This window comes from Streptomyces sp. NP160 (assembly GCF_006335115.1).
GTDB lineage: Bacteria > Actinomycetota > Actinomycetes > Actinomycetales > Quadrisphaeraceae > Quadrisphaera.
This window is the reverse complement of record NZ_VDMJ01000025.1, coordinates 1-20,884: the sequence shown is the minus strand read 5'-3', so window position 1 is coordinate 20,884 and position 20,884 is coordinate 1. Positions and strand designations below refer to the sequence as shown.

General features: G+C 76.0%; 19 protein-coding genes and 1 riboswitch. Of the genes, 10 read left to right on the top strand and 9 right to left on the bottom strand.

Annotation, left to right across the window (positions count from 1 at the left end):
- Window positions 1-12: 12 nt before the first annotated feature.
- Window positions 13-1,209, bottom strand: a complete 1,197-nt coding sequence (locus FHN55_RS14245; RefSeq protein WP_257571003.1) for an FAD-binding oxidoreductase — start codon at window positions 1,207-1,209, stop codon at window positions 13-15.
- A gap of 71 nt (window positions 1,210-1,280) precedes the next feature.
- On the opposite strand from FHN55_RS14245, the gene FHN55_RS14240 reads away from it, so the two are divergent.
- The 8 genes from FHN55_RS14240 to FHN55_RS14210 all read left to right on the top strand — a co-directional run bounded on the left by FHN55_RS14240 (window position 1,281) and on the right by FHN55_RS14210 (window position 9,214).
- Window positions 1,281-2,225, top strand: a complete 945-nt coding sequence (locus FHN55_RS14240; RefSeq protein ID WP_139712993.1) for a LysR family transcriptional regulator — start codon at window positions 1,281-1,283, stop codon at window positions 2,223-2,225.
- Between the two features lie 90 nt (window positions 2,226-2,315).
- Complete coding sequence (locus FHN55_RS22785; RefSeq protein WP_180357843.1) at window positions 2,316-2,459, top strand: hypothetical protein; 144 nt, start codon at window positions 2,316-2,318, stop codon at window positions 2,457-2,459.
- Between the two features lie 65 nt (window positions 2,460-2,524).
- Window positions 2,525-2,962: a DUF1810 domain-containing protein gene (locus FHN55_RS14235; RefSeq protein ID WP_139712992.1), complete on the top strand. Its 438-nt coding sequence runs from the start codon at window positions 2,525-2,527 to the stop codon at window positions 2,960-2,962.
- A 19-nt stretch (window positions 2,963-2,981) separates the two neighbouring features.
- A riboswitch (SAM riboswitch) is annotated at window positions 2,982-3,072 on the top strand.
- Window positions 3,073-3,272: 200 nt separating this feature from the next.
- Window positions 3,273-4,661 (top strand): ABC transporter substrate-binding protein, encoded by a 1,389-nt coding sequence (locus FHN55_RS14230; protein WP_139712991.1) that lies wholly within the window; start codon window positions 3,273-3,275, stop codon window positions 4,659-4,661.
- Window positions 4,658-5,560, top strand: a complete 903-nt coding sequence (locus tag FHN55_RS14225; RefSeq protein ID WP_139712990.1) for a carbohydrate ABC transporter permease — start codon at window positions 4,658-4,660, stop codon at window positions 5,558-5,560. Before FHN55_RS14230 ends, FHN55_RS14225 begins: the two co-directional genes overlap by 4 nt.
- A 110-nt stretch (window positions 5,561-5,670) precedes the next feature.
- Window positions 5,671-6,564, top strand: a complete 894-nt coding sequence (locus FHN55_RS14220; RefSeq protein ID WP_257571000.1) for a carbohydrate ABC transporter permease — start codon at window positions 5,671-5,673, stop codon at window positions 6,562-6,564.
- On the top strand, window positions 6,561-8,036 hold the full coding sequence (locus FHN55_RS14215) for an LLM class flavin-dependent oxidoreductase (protein ID WP_257570999.1): 1,476 nt from the start codon (window positions 6,561-6,563) through the stop codon (window positions 8,034-8,036). The genes FHN55_RS14220 and FHN55_RS14215 overlap by 4 nt, the downstream gene beginning before the upstream one ends.
- On the top strand, window positions 8,033-9,214 hold the full coding sequence (locus FHN55_RS14210; protein WP_139712989.1) for an acyl-CoA dehydrogenase family protein: 1,182 nt from the start codon (window positions 8,033-8,035) through the stop codon (window positions 9,212-9,214). Before FHN55_RS14215 ends, FHN55_RS14210 begins: the two co-directional genes overlap by 4 nt.
- Here the strand turns inward: FHN55_RS14210 and FHN55_RS14205 are convergent.
- The gene (locus tag FHN55_RS14205; protein ID WP_257570998.1) at window positions 9,205-10,734 is read right to left on the bottom strand and encodes a serine hydrolase; all 1,530 of its coding nucleotides are present in this window, start codon (window positions 10,732-10,734) and stop codon (window positions 9,205-9,207) included. The two genes, FHN55_RS14210 and FHN55_RS14205, sit on opposite strands and share 10 nt — an antisense overlap.
- 191 nt (window positions 10,735-10,925) lie before the next feature.
- Here FHN55_RS14205 and FHN55_RS14200 point away from each other — a divergent pair, with 191 nt between their 5' ends.
- Window positions 10,926-11,315 (top strand): hypothetical protein, encoded by a 390-nt coding sequence (locus FHN55_RS14200; protein ID WP_139712988.1) that lies wholly within the window; start codon window positions 10,926-10,928, stop codon window positions 11,313-11,315.
- Window positions 11,316-11,335: 20 nt separating this feature from the next.
- On the opposite strand, the gene FHN55_RS14195 is transcribed toward FHN55_RS14200, so the two are convergent.
- The 5 genes from FHN55_RS14195 to FHN55_RS14175 form a co-directional block, all read right to left on the bottom strand.
- Entirely contained in the window at window positions 11,336-12,994 is a 1,659-nt protein-coding gene (locus FHN55_RS14195; protein WP_139712987.1) for an ATP-binding protein, read from the bottom strand.
- A gap of 43 nt (window positions 12,995-13,037) precedes the next feature.
- Window positions 13,038-14,144: an ATP-binding protein gene (locus FHN55_RS14190; RefSeq protein ID WP_139712986.1), complete on the bottom strand. Its 1,107-nt coding sequence runs from the start codon at window positions 14,142-14,144 to the stop codon at window positions 13,038-13,040.
- A gap of 120 nt (window positions 14,145-14,264) precedes the next feature.
- Complete coding sequence (locus tag FHN55_RS14185; RefSeq protein WP_139712985.1) at window positions 14,265-15,182, bottom strand: HAD family hydrolase; 918 nt, start codon at window positions 15,180-15,182, stop codon at window positions 14,265-14,267.
- The gene (locus FHN55_RS14180; RefSeq protein ID WP_139712984.1) at window positions 15,179-15,892 is read right to left on the bottom strand and encodes a metal-dependent transcriptional regulator; all 714 of its coding nucleotides are present in this window, start codon (window positions 15,890-15,892) and stop codon (window positions 15,179-15,181) included. The genes FHN55_RS14185 and FHN55_RS14180 overlap by 4 nt, the downstream gene beginning before the upstream one ends.
- 153 nt (window positions 15,893-16,045) lie before the next feature.
- Entirely contained in the window at window positions 16,046-16,777 is a 732-nt protein-coding gene (locus FHN55_RS14175; RefSeq protein WP_139712983.1) for a response regulator, read from the bottom strand.
- Between the two features lie 183 nt (window positions 16,778-16,960).
- Here FHN55_RS14175 and FHN55_RS14170 point away from each other — a divergent pair, with 183 nt between their 5' ends.
- Window positions 16,961-18,106, top strand: a complete 1,146-nt coding sequence (locus FHN55_RS14170; RefSeq protein ID WP_139712982.1) for a glycerophosphodiester phosphodiesterase — start codon at window positions 16,961-16,963, stop codon at window positions 18,104-18,106.
- Here FHN55_RS14170 and FHN55_RS14165 read toward each other — a convergent pair.
- Together FHN55_RS14165 and FHN55_RS14160 are read right to left on the bottom strand one after the other, a co-directional pair.
- A complete protein-coding gene (locus tag FHN55_RS14165; RefSeq protein WP_139712981.1) occupies window positions 18,103-19,425 on the bottom strand; it encodes an LLM class flavin-dependent oxidoreductase in 1,323 nt (440 codons plus the stop codon). The genes FHN55_RS14170 and FHN55_RS14165 overlap by 4 nt on opposite strands.
- Window positions 19,422-20,834: an O-acetylhomoserine aminocarboxypropyltransferase/cysteine synthase family protein gene (locus FHN55_RS14160; protein WP_139712980.1), complete on the bottom strand. Its 1,413-nt coding sequence runs from the start codon at window positions 20,832-20,834 to the stop codon at window positions 19,422-19,424. The genes FHN55_RS14165 and FHN55_RS14160 overlap by 4 nt, the downstream gene beginning before the upstream one ends.
- Between the last annotated feature and the right edge of the window lie 50 nt (window positions 20,835-20,884).

Below are 20,884 nucleotides of genomic sequence, written 5' to 3'. Positions count from 1 at the left end.
CCCTCCGACCCATCAGATGATGTGCACCTCCCGCAGCAGCGGTGCCGCCGAGGTGGGTGCGAAGCGCTCCGGGGGGAAGCCGGAGACGTCCAGCTCGGGCTCCCGCCCCAGCACGAGGTCGCGCACCACCTCGCCCACGGCCGGTGCCTGCAGGAAGCCGTGGCCGGAGAACCCGGTGGCCACCACCAGGCCGCCCACCTCCCGGGAGCGGCCGATGAGGGCGTTGTGGTCGGGGGTGTTCTCGTACAGGCCGGCCCACCCGCCGTGCAGCGGCAGGCCGACGAGCGAGGGAGCCACGACGGCGGCCGCGGCCTCGAAGGCGGGCACCCAGGAGTCGTCGTAGTCGCGGCGGAAGCCGGGGACCTGCGCCGGGTCGGAGATGCCCAGCAGGAGCCCGTCCGGGGAGCCGTGCACGTAGAAGGTGGTGGACAGGTCCAGCGTGAAGGGCAGCTGGCCGGTGGCGGGACGGAGCCCGGCGGGTGCGGCGGCGAAGGCGATCTGCCGTCGGACGGGCTCCACGGGCAGGTCCGCGCCGGCCATCCTCCCGACGCTCGCCGACCACGCGCCCGCGGCCACCACGACGTGCTCGCAGCGGACGGTCCCCGCGGACGTCACCACGCCGGTCACGTGCGGGTCGTCGAGGGGTGCCGTCACCACGTCCAGCACCTCCACGCCCTCCAGCACGCGCGCGCCGTGCGCGCGGGCGCTGGCGGCCCAGGCCGCGACGGCCCGCGCGGGCTGCGCGTAGCCGTCCTGCGGGGAGAACGAGGCGCTGACCAGCACGGACGGGTCGAGGAGGGGGTTCAGCTCCGCCGCGCGGGCGGGGCTCACCACGTCGGCGACCGCGCCCATCGACCGCTGCAGCCCGGTGCTCACCTCGAGGGCGAGCGCCTCGCCCTCGGTGCGGGCGCAGAACAGGTACCCGACGCGCTGCAGCCCGATGCCCCCCGGGGTCCGCTCGTGGAGCTGCGCGTACTTCTCCAGCCCCCGCAGCCCCAGGGCGATGTTGCCGGGGTCGGAGAAGGTGGCGCGCACGCCGCCGAAGGGCTTCGCCGAGGAGCCGGAGCCGAGCAGGTCCCGCTCGAGCACCACGACGTCGGCACCGGAGCGCGCCAGCTCGTCGGCGGTGGCCAGGCCGACGGCGCCACCGCCGATGACGACCACCTGCGCCGACGCGGGCAGCGCTGCGCTGCCGGGGTGCTCCTCCACGACGCCACTGTGGACCCGACGAGTCATCAGGCACCATCGATGGTCTCTGCTGGTCATCGTCAGGAGCACTGATGGGTTGGACGCTGGAACAGCTGCGCACGCTCGCCGCCCTCGCGGACGGCGGCACCATGGCCGCGGCGGCGGCCGAGCTCGGCTACACCCCCGGGGCGGTGTCCCAGCAGATGGCCGCGCTCGCGGCCGCCGCCGGCCGGCCGCTGCTCGTCCGCGCGGGCCGGCGCGTCGAGCTCACCGACGACGGCCAGCTGCTGCTCGCCGGCGCCCGCGAGGTGCTCGCGGCGGAGGAGCGCGCCCGCTCCGCCCTGGCCGCGCCGCGCGCCGACCGCCGCGCCGTCGTCACGCTCGGGGTCTTCGGGTCGGCGGCGAGCGCTGCCTTCGGGCCCACCACCGCGCTGCTGCGGGAGCGGGCGCCGTGGGTGGACGTGCGCGCGGTGGAGGTGGACGTCGAGCGGGCCCTGGACGCCGTGGTGCCGGGCCCGGGGCGCTCCCCGCTCGACGTGTCCCTCGGGCTGGACCACCCCGACTCGCCGTCGCCACCGGTGGCGGGGGTCACCGCGGTCCCGCTGCTGAGCGAGCAGTACGTCGTGGTCGGGCGGGTGGGGTCGCTCCCGGGCGGCGCCGAGGAGCTGCGGGAGGCGCTGCGAGAGGCCGACTGGGTGCTGCCTCCGCTCGACACCGCCTTCGGCAGGGCCGCGCGCACCGCCTGCGCGCGCGCCGGGGTCGCGCCGTCGGTCCGGCACACCGTGACCGACACGGCGGTGTCCCTCGCCCTGGCGGAGTCCGGGGCTGGGCTGACGCTGGCGACGCCGCTCATGCTGGCGCTGCGCCCCACGCGGTGCGACACCGCGCCGCTGCCGGCCGCTCCCGGCTCGGCCGGCTCGGCTGCGGGCGCCGAGCGCCGCGTGGTGGCGCTGGTGCGCGCCACGGCGGCCGAGCGGGAGTCGGTGCAGCTGGTGCTCACCGCCCTCGGGGACGCCTTCGCCCAGCTGCGCCGGTGATCGTGGTCGGCGAGAGCCGGTGCGGCGCGTAGCGTGGACGGTGCGCGGCGCGGCGCCTGAGCGGCTCCGCTTCCTGCGCCGGGAGGCACCGTGACCGACAAGTCGTCCCACAGCAGCAGCTCCAAGGGCTCCGGCAGGAGCATCAAGCAGAAGCGCGCCGACAAGGCCGACAAGAAGGCCGCCTCCGAGCGCACCGCGTCCGGCGACCAGGTGTCGGCGGCCACCAAGCGCTGACACGGCCTCCTTCCCCGCCGGACGCCGGACCGCATGGCCGGTGGCCCGGCGGGGAAGGGGAGGACGTGGCCCCCGACCCGCACGACGACCCGCACGACCTGCAGCGCTTCCTCGACGCCCAGGCGGGCGGCACCTACGAGGCGGCGCTGGCGGAGCTGCGCGCCGGGCGCAAGCGCGGCCACTGGATCTGGTTCGTGCTGCCGCAGCTGCGCGGCCTCGGCCTGAGCCCCACCAGCCAGCACTACGGCATCAGCGGCCCGGACGAGGCCAGCGCCTACCTCGCGCACCCGGTGCTGGGGCCGCGGCTGCGGCAGTGCTTCGAGGTGCTCGCGGGCCTGGAGGAGACCGACCCGGTCCGGGTGCTCGGCAGCGTGGACGCGGTGAAGGTCCGCTCCAGCGCCACCCTGTTCGCCGCCGCAGCACCGCAGGAGCCCGTGTTCGCGCGGGTGCTGGAGCGCTGGTACGGCGGCCGGAAGGACGACGCGACCACCTCGCGCCTCTGAGGTGCGCTATTCTCCCGCCACACCATCCAGAGTGGCTGAGAGACCCGGCTCGCTGACGCCACAGCAACCACCCCCTCGAGGGCAGGTGCTACCGCCGGGACCGATGGAGGTCTCCGTGTCGTCCTGCATGCCCCTGCGCTGAGCCGTCGGCGCTGCTGCCGCCGCGCCCCCGCCAGCGCTCCTCCGCGCCCCACCCCGGCACCGCACCCGCCGGGTCCTGCCGCACGCCCGACGACGGGCGCCGGCCGATCACCCCTGCCCACGAGACCGCCCGCGCCCCGCGCCGGCACAGCCACGCCTGGAGAAGCCCGTGTCCCTGCTCCGCCGCACCTCCTCCCCCTCCGCCCTCGCCCAGAGCGCCGCGCTCTCGCGCCGCCAGCTGCTGCGGGCCGGCGTGCTGCTCGGCGGCGGTGCTGCCGTCGCCGGGTCGCTCGCGGCCTGCGGGTCCGGCGGCGGCGGCGAGGCGCTCGCCGCGGCCACCGGCGACCCGACCACCGCGCTGCAGGGCAAGACCCTCAAGCTCATGGTCAACCAGCCCCACGTCGTGGCCTTCCGCGACCTGCTCGCGCCGGAGTTCGCCAAGCAGTTCGGCGGGAAGCTTGAGGTCACGGCCATCCCCTACGACCAGCTGACGAGCAAGCAGATCCTCGACGTGCAGGGGGGCGCCGGGGAGTTCGACGTCTTCGACTACTTCTACTTCGGCCTCGGTGCCCTCGTCGACGCAGGCGCGCTGGTGGACCTCACCGACTACATCGGCGGCGACTCCAGCATCCAGGCGGACGACTTCCTGCCGTCCATCTACGACGTCTACACGAAGATCGACGACAAGCGCTACGGGCTCCCCTTCGACGGCGACACGCACGTCCTCTACTACAACGTCGCGCTGCTGGAGCAGTACGGCCAGCAGCCTCCGACGACGTGGGACGAGTACGACGCGGTGGCCAAGGCCATCACCGAGGCCGGCGGCGGGAAGGTCTACGGCGCCGCGGTGCTCGGCCAGCAGGTCCCGATGATCCTGGGCTGCTCCTTCATCAACCGCCTCGCCGGCTACGGCGGCACGCTCGTCGACGCCGACGGCAACCCCACGCTGACCTCGGACGCCGCCAAGGCCTCCCTGCAGCACCTCATCGACGTGCAGCCCTACGCCCTCCCGACGCCGCTGCAGGTGGGCTTCGACGAGTCCAACAGCGCCTTCCTCCAGGGCACCGCGGCGATGATCGACACCTGGACCGACCTCGGACTGCGCGCCAACGACCCGGCCAACTCCAAGATCGTCAACGGGTGGGGCGTGGTGCCGCTGCCGGTGGGCGGCTCCAACACCACCCCCCGCACCGCGCTGAACGCCGGGTTCGGCCTGGGCGTCTCCACGGCGAGCGAGGAGCAGGAGGCCGCGGCGGCGTTCGTGGCGTGGGCCACCGACAGCACGCGCAACCTGCTGCTGGCCAGCTACGGAGGCTCGGGCATCGACCCGAACCGCACCAGCGTGCTCGACTCCCCCGACTACGCGAAGGCCAGCGCACCGGCCACGGAGGTCATCGCCACCGGCCTGCGCGGGAACCCTCTGCCGTGGCCCACCGACGCGCAGTCACCCAAGCGCATGCAGGACCTGGTCGACCAGCTGGCCCTGGCGCTGTCGGGCTCGCAGGACGTCAACACCTCGCTGAGCAAGGCGCAGGAGGCCTGGGAGAAGAGCGCATGAGCACGCCCTCGGCCACGGGGGTGGCGGCGACCGTGCGCCGCGTCCCGCGCTGGCTGTCGCTGCCGCCGCTCGTGGCCATCGCCGTCCTGCTGGTCTACCCCACGGTGTTCGTGGTCGCCGCGAGCTTCACGAGGACGACGCTGGCCCGCCCCCTGCAGGAGTGGACCGGCTTCGCCAACCTCACCTCGGCGCTGCAGACCGAGGCGTTCGCCGGCTCCCTGGTGCGCACGCTGGTGTTCGCGGTGAGCGCCGCCGTGCTCGCGACGGCCATCGGCACGGTGGTGGCGCTGCTGCTGCGCGCCCGCGGTGGCGGGTTCGGGGTGCTGGGCACGCTGCTGCTCCTGCCGCTCGTCACGCCGCCGGTCATGGTGGGCGTCGCCTGGAAGCTGCTGCTGGCCCCCGCCGGCGGTGCGCTGACCAGCACGGTCAGCTCCGTCGTCGGCGCGCCGGTCAACCCCCTCGGCTCCTCCGGCACCGCGCTGGGCACGCTCGTGCTCATCCACGTGTGGCAGTGGACTCCTCTGGTGGTGCTGCTCGTCTTCGCGGCGCTGCTGGGCGTGCCCGACGAGCTGCTCGAGGCGGCCGCCCTCGACGGCGCGGGGGCGCTGCGCACCTTCACCGCGGTGACGTGGCCGGTGGTCGCGCCGACCGTGCTGTCGGTGCTGTTCCTGGAGCTGGTGGTGGGGTTCAAGGTCTTCGACCTCGTCGCCGTGGTCACCTCCGGCGGACCGGGCCTGTCGACGGTGGTGGCCAGCTTCGAGGTGTTCCGCACCGGTCTGCGCGGCGACTACGACGTCGGCACCGCCGCCGCCATGACGCTCGTGCTGGGCCTGCTCGTGGGCGTCGTCACCGCGGGCGTCTCGGCGCTGCGCGCCCGCGCCGCGAGGGCCGAGGCGTGACCCCCCTCCCGCACTCGGCCACCCCAGTGCGCGATCAGAGCCCCTCCAAAGCGCACTCGCGCACTCCAGTGCTGGATGAGCACGCCTCGAACGAGCACTCGGGTGTGCGAGTGCGTGAGAGGACGACGACGAGCGCCGAGCTCGAGCAGCTGCGCCGCGCGAAGCCCCGAGGGCCCCACCGCAGGTCGCCGCTGGCCCAGGTGGGCGTCCGCCTGGCGCTGGTGCTCGTCGCCGTCGTCGCCCTGGCGCCGGTGGCCTTCCTCGTGTCGCTGTCGGTGCGGTCCACCGACGACGTCCTCACCGGCTCCTGGCTGCCCGGCGGCCTCGACCAGCTCGCCTGGGGCAACTGGAGCGCGGCCTTCCGCACCATCCCGCTCGCGCACATGCTCGCCAACTCCTGGCTGGTGGCGCTCGGGTCCGCGCTGGTCACGGCGGTCGTCGCCGTGCCGGGCGCCTACGTCACCGCCCGCGCCGGCAAGCGGGGCGCACGCCTGGGCGCTGCGCTGCTCGCGGGGTACTGCGCGCCGCCCGTCGTGGCCGTCCTGCCGCTGTTCTTCCTCCTCAAGGAGGTCGGCCTCACCAACAGCGTGGTCGGCCTGGCGCTGGTCAACGGCCTGGCCAACGCCCCGGTGGCGGTGTGGCTGCTCGACTCCTTCGTGCGCCGGGTGCCGGTGGAGCTGGAGGAGGCCGCCTGGCTCGACGGGCTCTCCGTTGCCGGCGGCCTGCGCCGCATCGTGCTGCCGCTCATCGCCCCGGGCCTGGTCGCGGCGCTGCTGGTCTGCACCTTCCTGGCCTACGGGGAGTTCCTCTTCGCCGTCTCGTTCGCGCAGACCACCGCCAGCCAGCCGCTGACCGTGGGCCTGTCGCTCTTCCAGGGCGACCGCACCGTGCAGTTCGGCCAGCAGGCCGCCGCCGCGCTGGTGGGCGTCGTCCCCGTGTACGTGCTCGCCGTCGTCGCCCAGCGCTGGCTGGTCGGCGGCCTGTCGCAAGGAGCCCTCAAGTGAGCAGTCCCGAGCCCCGCCCCAAGGACCGGATCTTCCTCAACGCCTTCGACATGACGTGCGTGGCGCACCAGTCGCCGGGCCTGTGGCGGGTGCCGGGAGACCAGTCGCACCGCTACAACGACCTGTCCTACTGGACCGACCTCGCGAGGCTGCTCGACCGCGGCGGCTTCGACGTCCTGTTCATCGCTGACGTGCTCGGCGTCTACGACGTCTACAGGGGCGGCCCGGAGACGGCGCTCACCGAGGGCACGCAGGTGCCCGTGGGCGACCCGCTGCTCGCCGTCTCGGCGATGGGCGCGGTCACCGAGCGGCTCGGCTTCGCGCTCACGGTGTCGCTGACGTACGAGAAGCCCTACGCGCTCGCCCGCGACTTCGCCACCCTCGACCACTACACGAAGGGCCGGGTGGGGTGGAACGTCGTCACCTCCTACCTGGAGAGCGCCGCGAAGAACCTGGGGCTGGACACCCAGGTCGAGCACGACCAGCGCTACGAGCTGGCCGAGGAGTTCCTCGACGTCACCTACCAGCTGTGGGAGGGCTCCTGGGAGGACGACGCCGTGGTGCGCGACGCCGCCCGCGGCGTCTACACCGACCCGGCGCGGGTGCACCCGGTCGAGCACCACGGCCGTTACTACGACGTGCCCGGCATCGCCCTGACCGAGCCGAGCCCGCAGCGCACGCCGTTCGTCTTCCAGGCCGGCGCCTCCCCGCGGGGCGTGCGGTTCGCCGCCCGGCACGCCGAGGCCGTCTTCAACACCGCCAGCCGCCCCGAGGTGATGCGGCCCCAGGTCGACGCGCTGCGCGCCGAGGCCGCGAAGGCCGGGCGCGACCCGCGCAGCATCAAGGTGTTCTCGCTGCTCACCGTGGTGACGGCCGCCACCGACGAGGAGGCCTGGGCGAAGTACGAGGAGCTCAAGAGCTACGTCTCCTACGACGGCGCGCTGACCCTGTACGCCGGGTGGAGCGGTCTGGACCTGTCCACCTACCCGCCGGACGAGCCGCTGGAGTACGCCGAGACGCAGGCCGTGCGCTCGGCGGTGGCGGCCTTCTCCACCGCCGACCCCGACCGGCAGTGGACCCCGCGCGACATCGCCGCGTGGGTGGGCATCGGCGGCATGGGCGTCGTCGTCGTGGGCGGTCCGCAGACCGTCGCCGACGAGCTGGAGCGCTGGGTGCGCGAGGCCGACGTCGACGGGTTCAACCTCGCCTACGCCACGACGCCCGGCACGTTCGAGGACGTCGTCGAGCACCTCGTCCCCGAGCTCCGCCGCCGCGGGCTGGTCCCCACCCAGGACGAGCGGGACGCGCTGCCGGAGGGCACCACGCTGCGCGAGGCGGTCTACGGCGTCGGCAGGCGCCGCATCGCCGAGGACCACCCCGCGGCCGCCCACCGCCGCGTCCTGCAGGCGAAGGCCGCGGCCCGCGCCGCCGCCGAGACCCCCACCCCCGTCACCGAGGAGGTCGCCCGATGAGCTCCGAGCACACCACCGACTGGACCACCGCCGCCCGCGACGCCGCCGCCAAGCTCGCCGTCGACGCCCTCGAGCGCGACCGGGAGGGCGCCGAGCCGCTCGCCGAGGCGCAGCTGCTGCGCGAGCACCGCCTGCCGGGCCTGCTGCTGCCCGTCGAGGTGGGCGGGGGCGGTGGCACCTGGGCCGACGCGCTGCGCGCCGTCCGCGAGGTGGCCGTGGCCGACGGCTCGATCGCGCAGCTGCTCGGGTACCACTACGTCAACCAGGCCAACCTGGAGTGGGTGGCGGACGCCGCGGGCCGCGAGCGCTGGCAGCAGCGCGCCGGGGCGGGCCAGTGGCTCTGGGGCGACGCGGTGAACCCGGTCGATCCCGACCTCACCCTCACCCCCACGGACGGGGGCGCCTACCGCCTCAGCGGCCGCAAGAGCTTCGCCACCGGCGTGAGCAGCGGCGACGTGTCGGTGGTCTCCGGCCAGGACAGCGAGTCCGGGCGCCACGTGCTCGTCGTCGTCGAGCGCAGCGCGGCCGGGGTGCGACCCGGCGGTGACTGGGACAACCTCGGCCAGCGCCTCTCGGCGTCCGGCAGCGTCACCTTCGACGACGTCGAGGTGCCCGCGGAGAACGTGCTCGGGTTCCTCGACGGCGACGCGGCCACCCCCCGCGCCTCGCTGGTCACCCCAGCCATCCAGGCGGTCTTCGGGAACTTCTACGTCGGCGTGGTCCGCGGAGCCCTGCAGACCGCGGCGGAGTACACCAGGACGACGTCGAGGGCGTGGCTGCTGTCGGACTCCCCCAGCGCCGCGCAGGACCCGTACGTGCTGGCCACCTACGGCCGGCTGGTGGCGCGGCTGCGGGCCGCCGAGGCCCTGGCCGACCAGGCCGGGGAGGCGCTGGTCGCCGCCGACGCGGCGGGTGACGCGCTGACCTGGCAGGAGCGCGGGGAGCTCGCGGAGCTGGTCGCGGCGCTGAAGGTGGTCTCCTCCGACCTCGCCGTGGAGGCGACGTCGGCGGTGTTCGAGGTGACCGGCGCCCGCGCCACGAGCAACCGCGTGGGCCTGGACCGGTTCTGGCGCAACGTGCGCACGCACACGCTGCACGACCCGGTGCAGTACAAGGCCCGCGAGGTGGGCGACCACTTCCTCAACGGCACCCACCCGGAGTTCACCCTCTACACCTGACGGGCGAGGGCGGGGCTGCGCAGCTCCGCGAGCGAGCCGGCGCGCAGGGGCGGGGTGACCCAGCGCGCCCGCACGCTCGCCGACGCGGACTCCCCGGTGACGACGAGCCGGTGCGGGGTCTGCAGGAAGCGGACCTCCACCCGCAGCGACTCCGAGCCGCCCACCGCCCGCACCCAGCCCCCGCTGACCGCGAGGGGCACGGCACCACCACCGAGCTCGTCCGGCACGGGAGCCTCCACCAGGCGGTGCTCCCCCGGCACGACGGGCACCTCGAACCGCCAGCCGGCGCCGACCTGCTGGCCCGTGGCCACGGCCTGGCCGCCCTCGGGGGCGGCGGACTCCTGCACCCGCAGCCACCAGGCGCCGTCGCGGCGCTCGACGCGCACGTCCTCGAGCGCGGCGTCGCCCGGCCGGAGGACCTCCGAGGGCGTCAGCAGCAGCCCGTCCCAGGTCGGCCCGTCCGACGGCTCGGGAGCGCCCGCGGCCGGCGGCAGCGCCAGCCCGGCGAGCCGCTGGGCGAGCTCCTCGTCGGCGTCCGCGCCACCGCTCCCGTCGTCCCCGAGAGCGGGCAGCAGGTGGGTCCACACGGCGTCGAGCACCGCCTGCATGTCCGGGGTGTCGCTCGTGATCGCGACGACGGCGTCGTGCTCGGGCAGCACGAGCATGAACTGGCCGTAGGCGCCGTCCCCGCGGAACCCGTGGCGCTGGCGCCACAGCTGGAAGCCGTAGCCCTGCTGCCAGTCGACCTCGGGCTCGTGCGGGGTGGGCAGGTGGGCGCGGGAGGCCTCGTCCACCCACGCGGTGGGCAGCAGCTGACGCTCGCCCCACCGGCCGCGCTGCAGGAGCAGCACGCCGAGCGCCGCCACCGCGTCCGTGGTGGCGTGCAGACCGGTGAACCCCAGGTCGCGGCCCCGGGGGTGCTGCTGCCACCCGAAGCGCTCGGTCCCGGCGACACCGAGCGGCTCGAACAGCCGGGGCCCCAGCTGCCCGAGCAGGGTCTCGCCGCGGGCGCGCTGGACGGCGGCGCCGACGGCGTAGGTGCACGGCTGGTTGTAGGCGAAGACCGTGCCGGGCTCGCGCTCGGGCTCGATGCCGAGGAAGCCGCGCAGCGGCTCGTCGGGATCGGCGGCCTGCGCCCGGTCCCACGTCTCGGCGAGGTGCCCGCTGCCCATGCCCACGAGGTGGCGGAGGGTCAGCGACCGCGCTCGGTCGCTGGTCGCCGAGGCGGCCAGCTCGGGCAGCGCGTCCACGAGGCGGGCGTCGAGGGACAGCGTGCCGTCGGCCACGGCCAGGCCCAGCGCGGTGGCGGTGAAGCTCTTGCTGAGCGAGTAGAGCAGGTGCGGCTGGTCAGGGGCGTAGGGCGCCCACCAGCCCCGGGCGACGACGTGCCCGTGGCGGACCACCACGAGGCTGTGCGGGTCGACGTGGGGGTGCTCCTGCAGCGCGTCGAGGAGCGCGAGGACGCCGCGGGCGTCCACGCCCTGCTGGGACGGGGAGGCGACCGGCAGAGGAGAGCTCACCCGCTGGACGCTAGCCCGCGACTGGCCGGACGGCGCTGCGGCGTGTCACCACAAGAACCACCTACCCCAGTCATACCTTGGATCACAGCAACACCACACGTCACACCCGTCGCGCCAGGTGGGTCACGACCCGTCCCGCGAGCACCGCCGCAGCACCTCCCCGTCCCCGACCGCAGAGAGCCAGGTGCGCTGTGTCCACGCCGTCCTTCATCGACAGGCTCCGCTCCCGCTCGCGCCGCCCCGGGCAGGGCGCCCTGCTCGACCCAGCGCTCCTGCCCGTGCTGGAGACGTCCCCGGGTCCGCTGCCCGACCTCGCCGTGCGCACCGAGCTCCCGGAGGACCACTGGCACGCCGGGGACCCGAGGCTGGCCGAGGGCGCGACGGTCCTGGGGGCAGGCGACCTGCCCCACCCCCGCAGGCCCGTCGACCGGCGCGGACTGCACCTGGTCCCCGACGTCGACCTGCGCGGGGAGGTCGTCGACCTGCGCGGTGCGGCTCCGGCGGCTCCGGCAGCTCGAGCGGAGGCCGTCGCCCCGGAGCGTGAGGCCCCGTGCACCGAGCCCAGCACCTGGCTCGGCTGAGGAGCGCCGCGGCAGCGGCGTCAGGAGGATGAGGACGCCTCCAGGGTGAAGCGCACGGTGGCCCCGCCCCCGGGGGTCTCGTCCATCCAGATGCGGCCCCCGTGCCGGTCCACCACGCGGCGGCAGGTGGCCAGCCCCAGGCCGTGACCGCGGCCGCCGCCCGCGCCCAGCGCGGTGAACGGCTCGAAGACGCGCTCCCGGTCCTGCGCGGGCACTCCCGGCCCGTCGTCGGCCACGGAGAAGACCCACTGCCCACCGGTGTGCTCTGCGGCCACCAGGACGCGCGGCGCGCCGCCGTCGGCGCGCGCGGAGCCGTGGTGCAGGGCGTTGCCCACGAGGTTCTGGAGCAGCTGGCGCACCGCCACCGCGTCGCAGGCCACGTGCGGCAGCGGCTCGACCCTCACGTCCGCGCCGGTGCCGGCGACGAGGTCGCTGACCGCCTCGCGCGCCAGCTCCTCCACGTCGGTGAGCGCGCGCTCGCGGACCGCGGCGTCCAGCGCGGCGTCGTCGAGGAGCGATGACGTCAGGTGCAGCATGCGGCGGGCGCTGCGGCGCGCGGTCACCACCCACCCCAGCGCCAGCTCGGGACCGTCCTGGAGCTCCTCCTCGAGCAGCTCCAGGTAGCCGTCCACGACGGTCATGGGCGAGCGCAGGTCGTGGCTGGCGACGGCGGCGAAGCGCGCGAGGTCGCTGTTGGAGCGCTCGAGCTCCCGGCTGCGCTCCGCCAGCTCGGCGTGGAGGTCCTCCAGGGCGCGGGTGCGGGCCCGCACCTCGGTCACGTCCGTCATGGTGACCACGGCGCCCAGCGGCGTGCCGTCGGCCCGGGACATGGACCGGCCGCTGGCCACGACGTCGCGCGGAGGCCGGCCGTCCGCGGCGATGACCATCTCCTCGCCCGTCACGGCGCCCTCCGCCAGCGCCCGGTGCAGCGGCACGCGCTCCCGCACCATGGGCGTGGTGCCGTCGCCCTCGAAGAGGTCGTACCGTCCGGCGTGCTCGGAGGGGTCGGCGCTGGGGTCGGCGTCCTCGCCGTGCCACTCGCGGGCGGCCCGGTTGAACAGCGTGAGCCGCCCGTCCGGGCCGGCCGCCACCACGGCCACGTCGATGGTGCTGAGCACCGCCTCTGCGAGCTCGGTGCGCTCCTCCAGCTGGGCGGCCAGCTCCGCGGCCACGCGCGCGCGCCGGCGCCGCTCGAACAGCGCCAGCAGCACGCTGCCCAGGTCGGCCAGCCGCGCCAGCTGGTCCGGCGCCAGCTCGCCGGGGCTCGTGTCGAAGACGCACAGGCTGCCGAGCGCGTGCCCCTCGGCGGTGACCAGCGGCACGGAGGCGTACAGGCGCACGACGCCGAGCCGGCCGTCCACCCAGGCGCTGCGCCAGTACCGCGGGTCCAGGCTGGCGTCGGGGACGTGCACCACGGCGCCGTCGCGGAAGTGCAGTGCGCACATCGACTTCTCGCGCGGGGAGTCCCCGCCCTCGAAGCCGGTGGTCGTGAGCTGGCACTGCCGGTCGGCGTCGATGAGGTTGAGCGTGCCGAAGGGGACTCCGGCCACGGCGGCGGCCACGCGCACCACGGCCTGCAGCTCGTCGTCGGGCGGGGCGTCGAGGAGGCCGAGGACGTCGAGCGCCGCGAGCCTGTCGCGCTCGGCCTGCTCCGCCGCCGCGCCACCCTCGCTGTCCACGAACTGATCATCGGCACGCGGCGGCCCGCGCTGGAGCCGCGCGTCAGGAGCCGGTCAGCTGGCGGACGACCTCGTCGAGGTAGGCGCGCCGCAGGTCGGCGTGGCGGCCCCGGCTGTCCACGGCGGCCAGCAGCTGGCCGGTGCCCCCCAGCTGGGAGGCCTCCTCCACGGCGTCGCGGTAGTCGGCGGCGGCGCGGCTCGCGGAGGCCGGCAGCGCCAGGCGCACCGTCACCTGGCGCTCACCGCGCCGGGCCGCCGCGGCCACCTGCTCGCGCAGCTGGCGCCGGCCGGCCTCGAAGCCGCGGGCGGCGGCGTCCAGGCGGGCGGCCACCTGCAGCTCGCGCTCGTGCTGCGGCCGGTGGTGCTCCAGGGCGGCCTGGCCGCCGGCGCGCGGCGCGCCGATGCCCGCGGCGGGCGTGGCCAGCAGCACCAGCTGCAGCTCCCGCAGGAGGTCGTCCATGGCCTCCTCGGCGGCGAGGACGGCGTCGACGGGGAGGGCGTGCAGGTCCACCGCCTGCGTCACCTCCACCGCGACCATCGAGGAGGTGATGATCCCGGCGGTCGGGGGGTGCGCCCCGGACGGTGCCGAGGGACCGGACAGGGCCGCCGGCGGCTTCGCCGTGACGCCGCGCACGGGAGCGGAGGGGTGGCCGACGGGCATGAGCGGCCCGCTGTCGTCGTCGCTCCACAGGGCCAGGAGCTGCGCGGTGTCGAGGTCGGGCGCTGCCGCGGCGGCGGCGGCCTCCACCTCGAACCACACGGCCTTTCCGCTGCCGTGGGGGTGGCTGCCCCAGCGCACGGCGGTGCAGGCCACCAGGTCCAGGCCGCGGCCGCTCATCGCGCTCGCCGAGTGGGGCGTGTGCACGGGCGGCAGGGGCGAGGCGTCCTCCACCTCCACGCGGACCCCGCCCTCGAGGGTGGGGCGAAGGTGCACGGAGAAGCCGCTGCGCGCGTGGAGCACGGCGTTGGCGGCCAGCTCGGAGACCAGGAGGCCGGCGTCGTCGGCGCAGCCCCCCAGGCCCACGTCCTCGACCACCGCGATGACGAAGCGGCGGGCCAGGCGGACGGACTCCAGCTGCGCGGGGTAGGAGGGGGAGACGACGTGCGCGTCCTGCTCCCACGCCCTCACGGCGCCGCGGTCGTCGCCCATCTGATGCTCTGCCTGCCTCGCGGGGTCCTGTCGGCTGAGGGCCCCACGGTAGGTGATGGCGGCCCCCCGCGTCCCCGACTCCGCCGCGCCGGTGTCCCCCGCCGGCGCACCGGCCGCCACCTAGAGCCGCCCTTCGGCGACCAGGGAGAGCACCGTGGCGGCGCCGTCGCGCTCGACCGGGCCGCTGACCAGGTGCGCCGCGGCGCGGACGGCCGGCTCGGCCTGGCCCATGGCCACCCCCGTGCCCACCGCACCGAGCAGGGACAGGTCGTTCTGGCCGTCCCCCACGGCCACGACGCGCTGCAGCGGGGTGCCGCTGCTGCGCGCCCACCACCGCAGAGCGGAGCCCTTGGTCACGCCCGGGGCGGTGGCGTTCAGCACCGGGACGCCCGGCAGGAAGGGCGCGGTGGAGTCCTCCACGTGCAGCCCGAGCCCCTCCAGCACCGCGGTGACCTCGGCGGTGCGGTGCACCTCGAAGACGTCGACGGTCGCCTTGTCCACCTCCAGGTGGGCCCCGGAGCCGCTCAGGAGGTCCGCGGCGTCCCCGTCGGGCTCTCCGCTGACCTCCGCCCAGCCCACGTGGGCCTCCGGGCGGCGGTCGGTGACGAACATCGCCGCGCCGCTGTAGAGCTCGGCGTAGACGCCCTCGCGCACGCACCAGCGCACGAGCGCGTGCGCCGCCTCCCGCGGCAGCGGCCAGCGGGCCACCACCTGCCCGTCGCGGAGCACCACCGCCCCGTTGTGGGCCACGTCGACCGCGCCCTCCTGCCGGGCGTGCGCGGCGCTGGCCAGCTGGCCGCGCACCACGTCCAGCCCGCGCGGGAGGCGTCCGGTGGCGAAGCCGACGGCCGCACCGGCGGCCGTGGCCCGCGCCGCGGCCTCCACCACGGCGCCGGAGGCGTACGGCTCGGTGTCGAGCGTGGTGCCGTCGACGTCCAGGAACACCGCGGCCGCTCCGTCCGGGTGGGGCTCCCAGGCGTCGAAGCGCCCACCCGGCACCAGACCCTCCAGGGCGGCGGCCCGCTGCAGCCCGCTCACGCGGGGGCGCCGGAGGCTGTGCTCACCACGCGCAGCGCGGCCGCGGCAGCGCCGGGCAGGCGCAGCCGCTCACCGCCGGGGCGCTCCACCACGACGTCGGCGGCGGGGTCCTCTCCCCCGGCCACGACCACCAGCTCGGCGTCGAGGACCACCCCGCGCTCCGCGAGCCAGCGCAGCACCTCGGGGTCGGTGTCGGAGATGCGCGCCACGCGCGCCCGCGCGCCGTGCGGGCAGTCGGCCAGCAGCACCGCCGCGGGGCGCTCGTAGGTCCCGTCCGCAGCGGGGATGGGGTCGCCGTGGGGGTCGCGCAGGGGCCTGCCGAGGAGGCCGTCGATGCGCTCCAGGAACAGCTCGGAGACCACGTGCTCCAGCACCTCGGCCTCCTCGTGCACCTGGTCCCAGCCGTACCCGAGGTGCTCCACCAGGTAGGTCTCGAGCAGCCGGTGGCGGCGCACCACGCGCAGCGCCCGGGCGCGGCCGGCGTCGGTCAGCTCCACCGGGCGGTACGGCGCGGGCACCACCAGCCCGGCGTCGACGAGCCGCTTGACCTGCTCGGACACCGTGGAGGCCGCCAGCCCCAGGCGCGCGGCGAGGGCCGTGGTGGTGACGGGCGCGTCGTCCCACTCCTGCGCCGACCAGATGGTCTTGAGGTAGTCCTCGGCGACGGCGGTCACGCCGTCGCCGGCCTCGCGGGGTCGGTCGGGGGTCACGGCACGATCGTGGCGCACCGCCGGGGCGCACCGCACACCCCCTGCGCCGGGCCGTGTGCGCGGCGGGGCTGAGCAGCCCCCGCACCAGCAGCACCTGGTCGACGGCGGGGACGAGGAGCCAGGACCAGCGGCGCCCGGGGTCACCCGCAGTGCTCAGGCGTCGGCGAGCTCACGGGCGACGGCGGTGACGGCGCGGCACACGACGGCCAGCTCCAGGCGCAGCGGGCGCAGGTCGGACGCCTCGACCGGCCGCCCGCCGCCGGCGTCGGCCTCGACCGCGCGCAGGAGGCCCGCCAGGCGGGTGGCGCCCAGGTTGGCGGCGCTGCCGGCCAGCCGGTGCGCCAGCGCCTCGACGTCGGCGGCGTCCTGGCGGCGGACGGCGGCGGCGACCTGGCCCAGCGAGGAGGGCGCCTGGTCCGCGAAGGAGGTGAGCAGCCTGCGGAACAGGCGCCGCTCGCCAGCGTCGTCGAGGTCGCCCAGCTCGGCCATGCGGGCGCGCACGGCGGCCTCGACCACGCGGCTGGGGGCGTCGGCGGCCTCCCCCACGGCCTCCAGGAGCGCCTTCACCGCGAACGGCTTGCGCAGGTACGTGCAGCCGAGCGAGACACCGGCCTCCACGTCGGCGGGCAGGGCGCGCCCCGAGAGGAACACCACCGGCAGCCCCGCGGTCTCGGTGGCGCCGCGCAGGTCGGCCACCAGGCCCAAGCCACTGCCGCCGGGCATGAACATGTCGCTCACGAGGACGTCGGGCAGCACCTCGCGCAGCTGGGTCCGAGCCGCGGGCGCGGAGCCGACGGCGCGCACCTCGTGGCCGGCGCGCTGCAGGCGCGACGCGATGAGCTCGCGCGAGACGTCGTCGTCCTCCACCACGAGAACGCTAAGCACTCCGACCTCCAGCAGGGACGCGTCCGCGGGCGGCGGCCCGCCCCCCCCGGTGCATCGGCTCGCGGACAGCCCGACCTGAGCCCGCGCCGCGCCGAGCGCCGTTCCTCCGCTGTTCCACCTCCGTTGCCCGCGGGCTCACCGCGCCGTCCCCGGCGGGTCACCGCCAGCGGGAACCGCCCGGGCATGAGCCGCGCGCGCACCGCCGTCGTCGTCCTGGTCTCCGCAGCACTCGCCGGCGGCACCGCTCCCGCCGCGGTCGCCGCGGACCCTTCGCACGGAACCGGGGGAGGGTCCCTGCGCCTGGAGCCGGGCACGGACCGGCCGCTGGTGCTCGGGCACCGCGGCGCCAGCGCCTACCGCCCCGAGCACACGCTGGCCGCCTACGAGCTCGCTGCGCGGATGGGCGCCGACTTCATCGAGCCGGACCTGGTCAGCACGAAGGACGGGGTGCTGGTGGACCGGCACGAGCCGGAGATCTCCGGCACCACCGACGTGGCCGACCACCCCGAGTTCGCCGACCGGCGCGCCACCAAGACGATCGACGGGGTGGCGCATACCGGCTGGTTCACGGAGGACTTCACGCTGGCCGAGCTGAAGACGCTGCGGGCCGTGGAGCGGCTGCCGGAGCTGCGCCAGCGCAACACCCCCTACGACGGCGCCTACGAGGTCCCGACCTTCGAGGAGGTGCTCCAGCTGCGCGAGCGGCTCTCGGCGGAGCTGGGCCGCGAGGTGGGCGTCATCCCCGAGATCAAGCACGGCACCTACTTCGACGAGCTCGGCCTGTCGCAGGAGGAGCGGGTGGTCCAGGCGCTGCGGGCCCACGGGCTCGACCGCGAGGACGCCCCGGCGGCGGTCCAGTCCTTCGAGGTGGGGAACCTCGAGGAGCTCGCGGGGCAGGTGGGCACGCAGCTGGTGCAGCTGACGACGCCCGAGGGAGCCCCGGCGGACCTCGTGGCGGCCGGGGACCCCCGCACCTACGCGGACCTGACGAGCCCGGCGGGCCTGGCCCTGGTGGCCCGCTACGCCGACGTGCTGGGGCCGGACAAGGCGCAGGTGGTCCCGCTGGCCGCCGACGGCACCCTCGGCGAGCCGACCTCGCTGGTGGCCGACGCCCACGCCGCCGGCCTCGCGGTGGTGCCGTACACCTTCCGCCCCGAGGACGAGTTCCTCCCCGCCGAGCTGGACCGGGGCGACCTGCCCTCCGACCACGGGGACGCCGAGGCCGAGGTGGTCGACTTCCTGCGCGCCGGCGTCGACGGAGTGTTCACCGACGCGCCCGACACGGGTGTGGAGGGGCGCGCCCGCTTCCTGGCGGAGCGGGAGGGCTAGAAGTCGAAGAGGTTGGCCCGCAGGCCGCCGTCGCCGAGCTCCCGGCGCAGCACCCCGCGCCGTCGCAGCGCGGGCACCAGCTCGTCGAGCAGGCGGTGCAGCGTCACCGGGTGGAGGTCGCCGGACAGGAGCACGCCGTCGTTGTCGGCCTCCTCCCCCAGCTCCTCCACGAGGTCGGCCACCTCTTCTGCGGTCCCGACCAGGCCCTCCCGCTTCGCCACGAGCCCCTTGCGGGACCGCCGCAGCAGCACCTCCCGCAGCGGTGTGGCGCCGGGGTCGCCGACCCCCGCGAAGAAGCCCTTGAGGGTGCCGCGGGAGACGTGCTGCCCGAAGGCGTCGGGGGGCAGCGGCGCGTCGAGGTCGTGCGCGGTGAGGTCGGTCTCCAGGTCGCTGGACCAGTGGCCCGCCACGGCCAGCAGGTCGGTGTCGCTGGGGTCGAGGGACGCTGCCACCACCCGCTCGGCCTCCTCCCGCGAGGCCACCACCTCGGCCTTCACCCAGAACAGCACCCGCACGTCCTCGGGGCGGCGGCCGGCCTCGCGCGCCGCCTGGTGGACGCGGGCGCGGTAGGAGCGGATGCTCGCGACGTCCAGCGGCGCGTAGGCCAGCTGCACGTCGGAGTGGGCCCCGGCGAAGGCCAGGCCCCGCGGAGAACCGCCGGGGGAGACCACGAGCGGCTCCCCCGCACGGCCGTCGTCGAACGGGGCGGCGTTGAGGGGTCCGGTGACGTCGAAGTACCGGCCCTCGTGGCGGCGCGCGCGGATGCGGCTGCCGTCGGCGTAGCGCCCGTCGTCAGCGAGCGCGCCGTCCTCCCAGGACCGCCACAGGTCCCTGACGAGTCCCGTCCACTCGTCGGCGCGGTCGTAGGCGGCGTCGTGGTCGAGCGGCGGGGCTCCGCCGACGTGCCGGGCGCTGCCGGTGTCGGTGACCACGTTGAGCCCGAACCTCCCGCCGGAGAGGTGCTGCAGCGTGGCGGCCTGCCGCGCGGCGAGGTAGGGCGGGGTGATCCCGGCGTTCACGGTGGGCACCAGGCCGATCCGGGAGGTGGCGGCGAACAGGTACGGCGCCAGCAGCAGCGGGTCGTGCTTGGGTCCGCCGTAGGCGCTGCGCACGCGCAGGTCGAGGGTCTCGGGGTTCCCCAGGGAGACCGCGTCCTCGGCCACCACGAGGTCGACCCCGGCCTGCTCCAGCTCGCGCACGGCCTGCTGGTAGAGGTCGGGCCGGCGCCAGTCCCAGCCCCACGCCCAGTCGGGGCGCCCCCAGCCCTGGGGGCCGAAGCCCCGGGAGAAGAAGTACCCGACGTGCTGCAGGCGGCTCACGCGGCGCCCCCCTCGAGCGAGCCCTCGAGGCTGTCGCCGTGGGCGGTGGCCAGCTCGGCGGCCACCAGCGCCCGGCGCAGGTCAGCCTGGAGGTCCTCGACGTCCTCGATGCCCACCGAGAGCCGCACGGTGCCGGGGTGCACGCCGGCGCGCTCGCGCTCGGCCTCGGTGCGGTGGGCGTGCGTGGTGGAGGCCGGGTGCACCACGAGGGAGCGCACGTCCCCCAGGTGGGTCATGTGGCTGAAGAGCTGCAGCGCCTCGATGAAGCGGCGGGCGGCGGGCGCACCGCCGCGCAGCGTCACCGCCAGCACCGATCCCGAGCCGCGCGGCAGGTACCGCCGCGCGCGCAGGTGGGAGGGGCTCGACGCCAGGCTGGCGTGGTCGACGCGCGCGACGCCGGGGTGGCGCTCCAGCCACCCCGCCAGGAGGGCCGCGCTGCGGCAGTGCTGCGCCATCCGCAGGGAGAGCGTCTCCACGCCCTGCTGGACCAGGAAGGCGCTGAACGGCGAGAGGACCGGCCCGAACCGGGCCGCCACGTGGTGGCGGGCGTGCTGGGCGTAGGCGCGCTCGCCGTGCAGGTCGGTCCAGCTGCGCCCGCCGAGCATCGCGCTGGGCTCGGCCAGCTGCGGGAAGCGCGGGGCGCCGGCGTCGTCGAGCCGGTCCCAGCCGAAGCCGCTGCCGACGACGACGACACCGCCGAGCGCCGTCCCGTGCCCGGAGAGGAACTTGCTGGCGGAGTGCACCACGACGTCCGCCCCGTGCTCGAGCGGCCGCAGGAGGTACGGGGTGGCGAGGGTGTTGTCCACCACCAGCGGGACTCCCGCGCCGTGTGCGACCCCGGCGACCGCCACGACGTCGAGGACCTCGTTGCGGGGGTTGGACAGCGACTCCGCGAACAGGGCCCGGGTGGTGGGCCGCAGGAGCCGGCGCCACGCGCCGGGGTCCGCGTGGTCGTGCACGAAGTCCACCTCGATGCCAAAGCGGGCGAAGTTCTCGGCGAACAGCCCGCGGGAGCCCTCGTAGAGGTGGTCCGAGGCGAGCAGGTGGTCCCCGGACTGCAGCAGGCCCAGCAGGGCGGTGGTGATGGCCGCCTGGCCGGAGCCGACGACGAGGGCCTCGACGCCGCCCTCGAGGGCGGCCAGGCGCCGCTCGAGCGCAGCCGTGGTCGGGTTGGCGATGCGGGAGTAGACGAAGCCGTCGTCCTCCCCGGAGAACCGGGCGGCGGCGTCGGAGGCGTCCTCGAAGCGGAAGCCCGCGGAGACGTGGACGGGGGCGACCCGGTCGCCGTGACCGGTGGGGTCGACGTCCGCGCCGGCGTGCACCTGCTGGGTGCTGAAGCCGTGGCGGGCGGTGCGCGCCGGGCGCGCGGGGCGGGGCAGGGGGGTGGTGCGGACCGTCTGGGCAGTCATCGGTGACCTCTCGGGCGCGCCGCGGGGTGGCGGCGCCGCGGCGCGCACCC

What these genes read in the sequence shown, in the direction of transcription:
- FHN55_RS14190 (WP_139712986.1), bottom strand. Translation starts at nt 14,144, where the DNA reads ATGGGCGACGACCGCGGCGCCGTGAGGGCGTGGGAGCAGGACGCGCAC.
- FHN55_RS14210 (WP_139712989.1), top strand. Translation starts at nt 8,033, where the DNA reads ATGAGCTCCGAGCACACCACCGACTGGACCACCGCCGCCCGCGACGCC.
- FHN55_RS14160 (WP_139712980.1), bottom strand. Translation starts at nt 20,834, where the DNA reads ATGACTGCCCAGACGGTCCGCACCACCCCCCTGCCCCGCCCCGCGCGC.
- FHN55_RS14225 (WP_139712990.1), top strand. Translation starts at nt 4,658, where the DNA reads ATGAGCACGCCCTCGGCCACGGGGGTGGCGGCGACCGTGCGCCGCGTC.
- FHN55_RS14170 (WP_139712982.1), top strand. Translation starts at nt 16,961, where the DNA reads ATGAGCCGCGCGCGCACCGCCGTCGTCGTCCTGGTCTCCGCAGCACTC.
- FHN55_RS14240 (WP_139712993.1), top strand. Translation starts at nt 1,281, where the DNA reads ATGGGTTGGACGCTGGAACAGCTGCGCACGCTCGCCGCCCTCGCGGAC.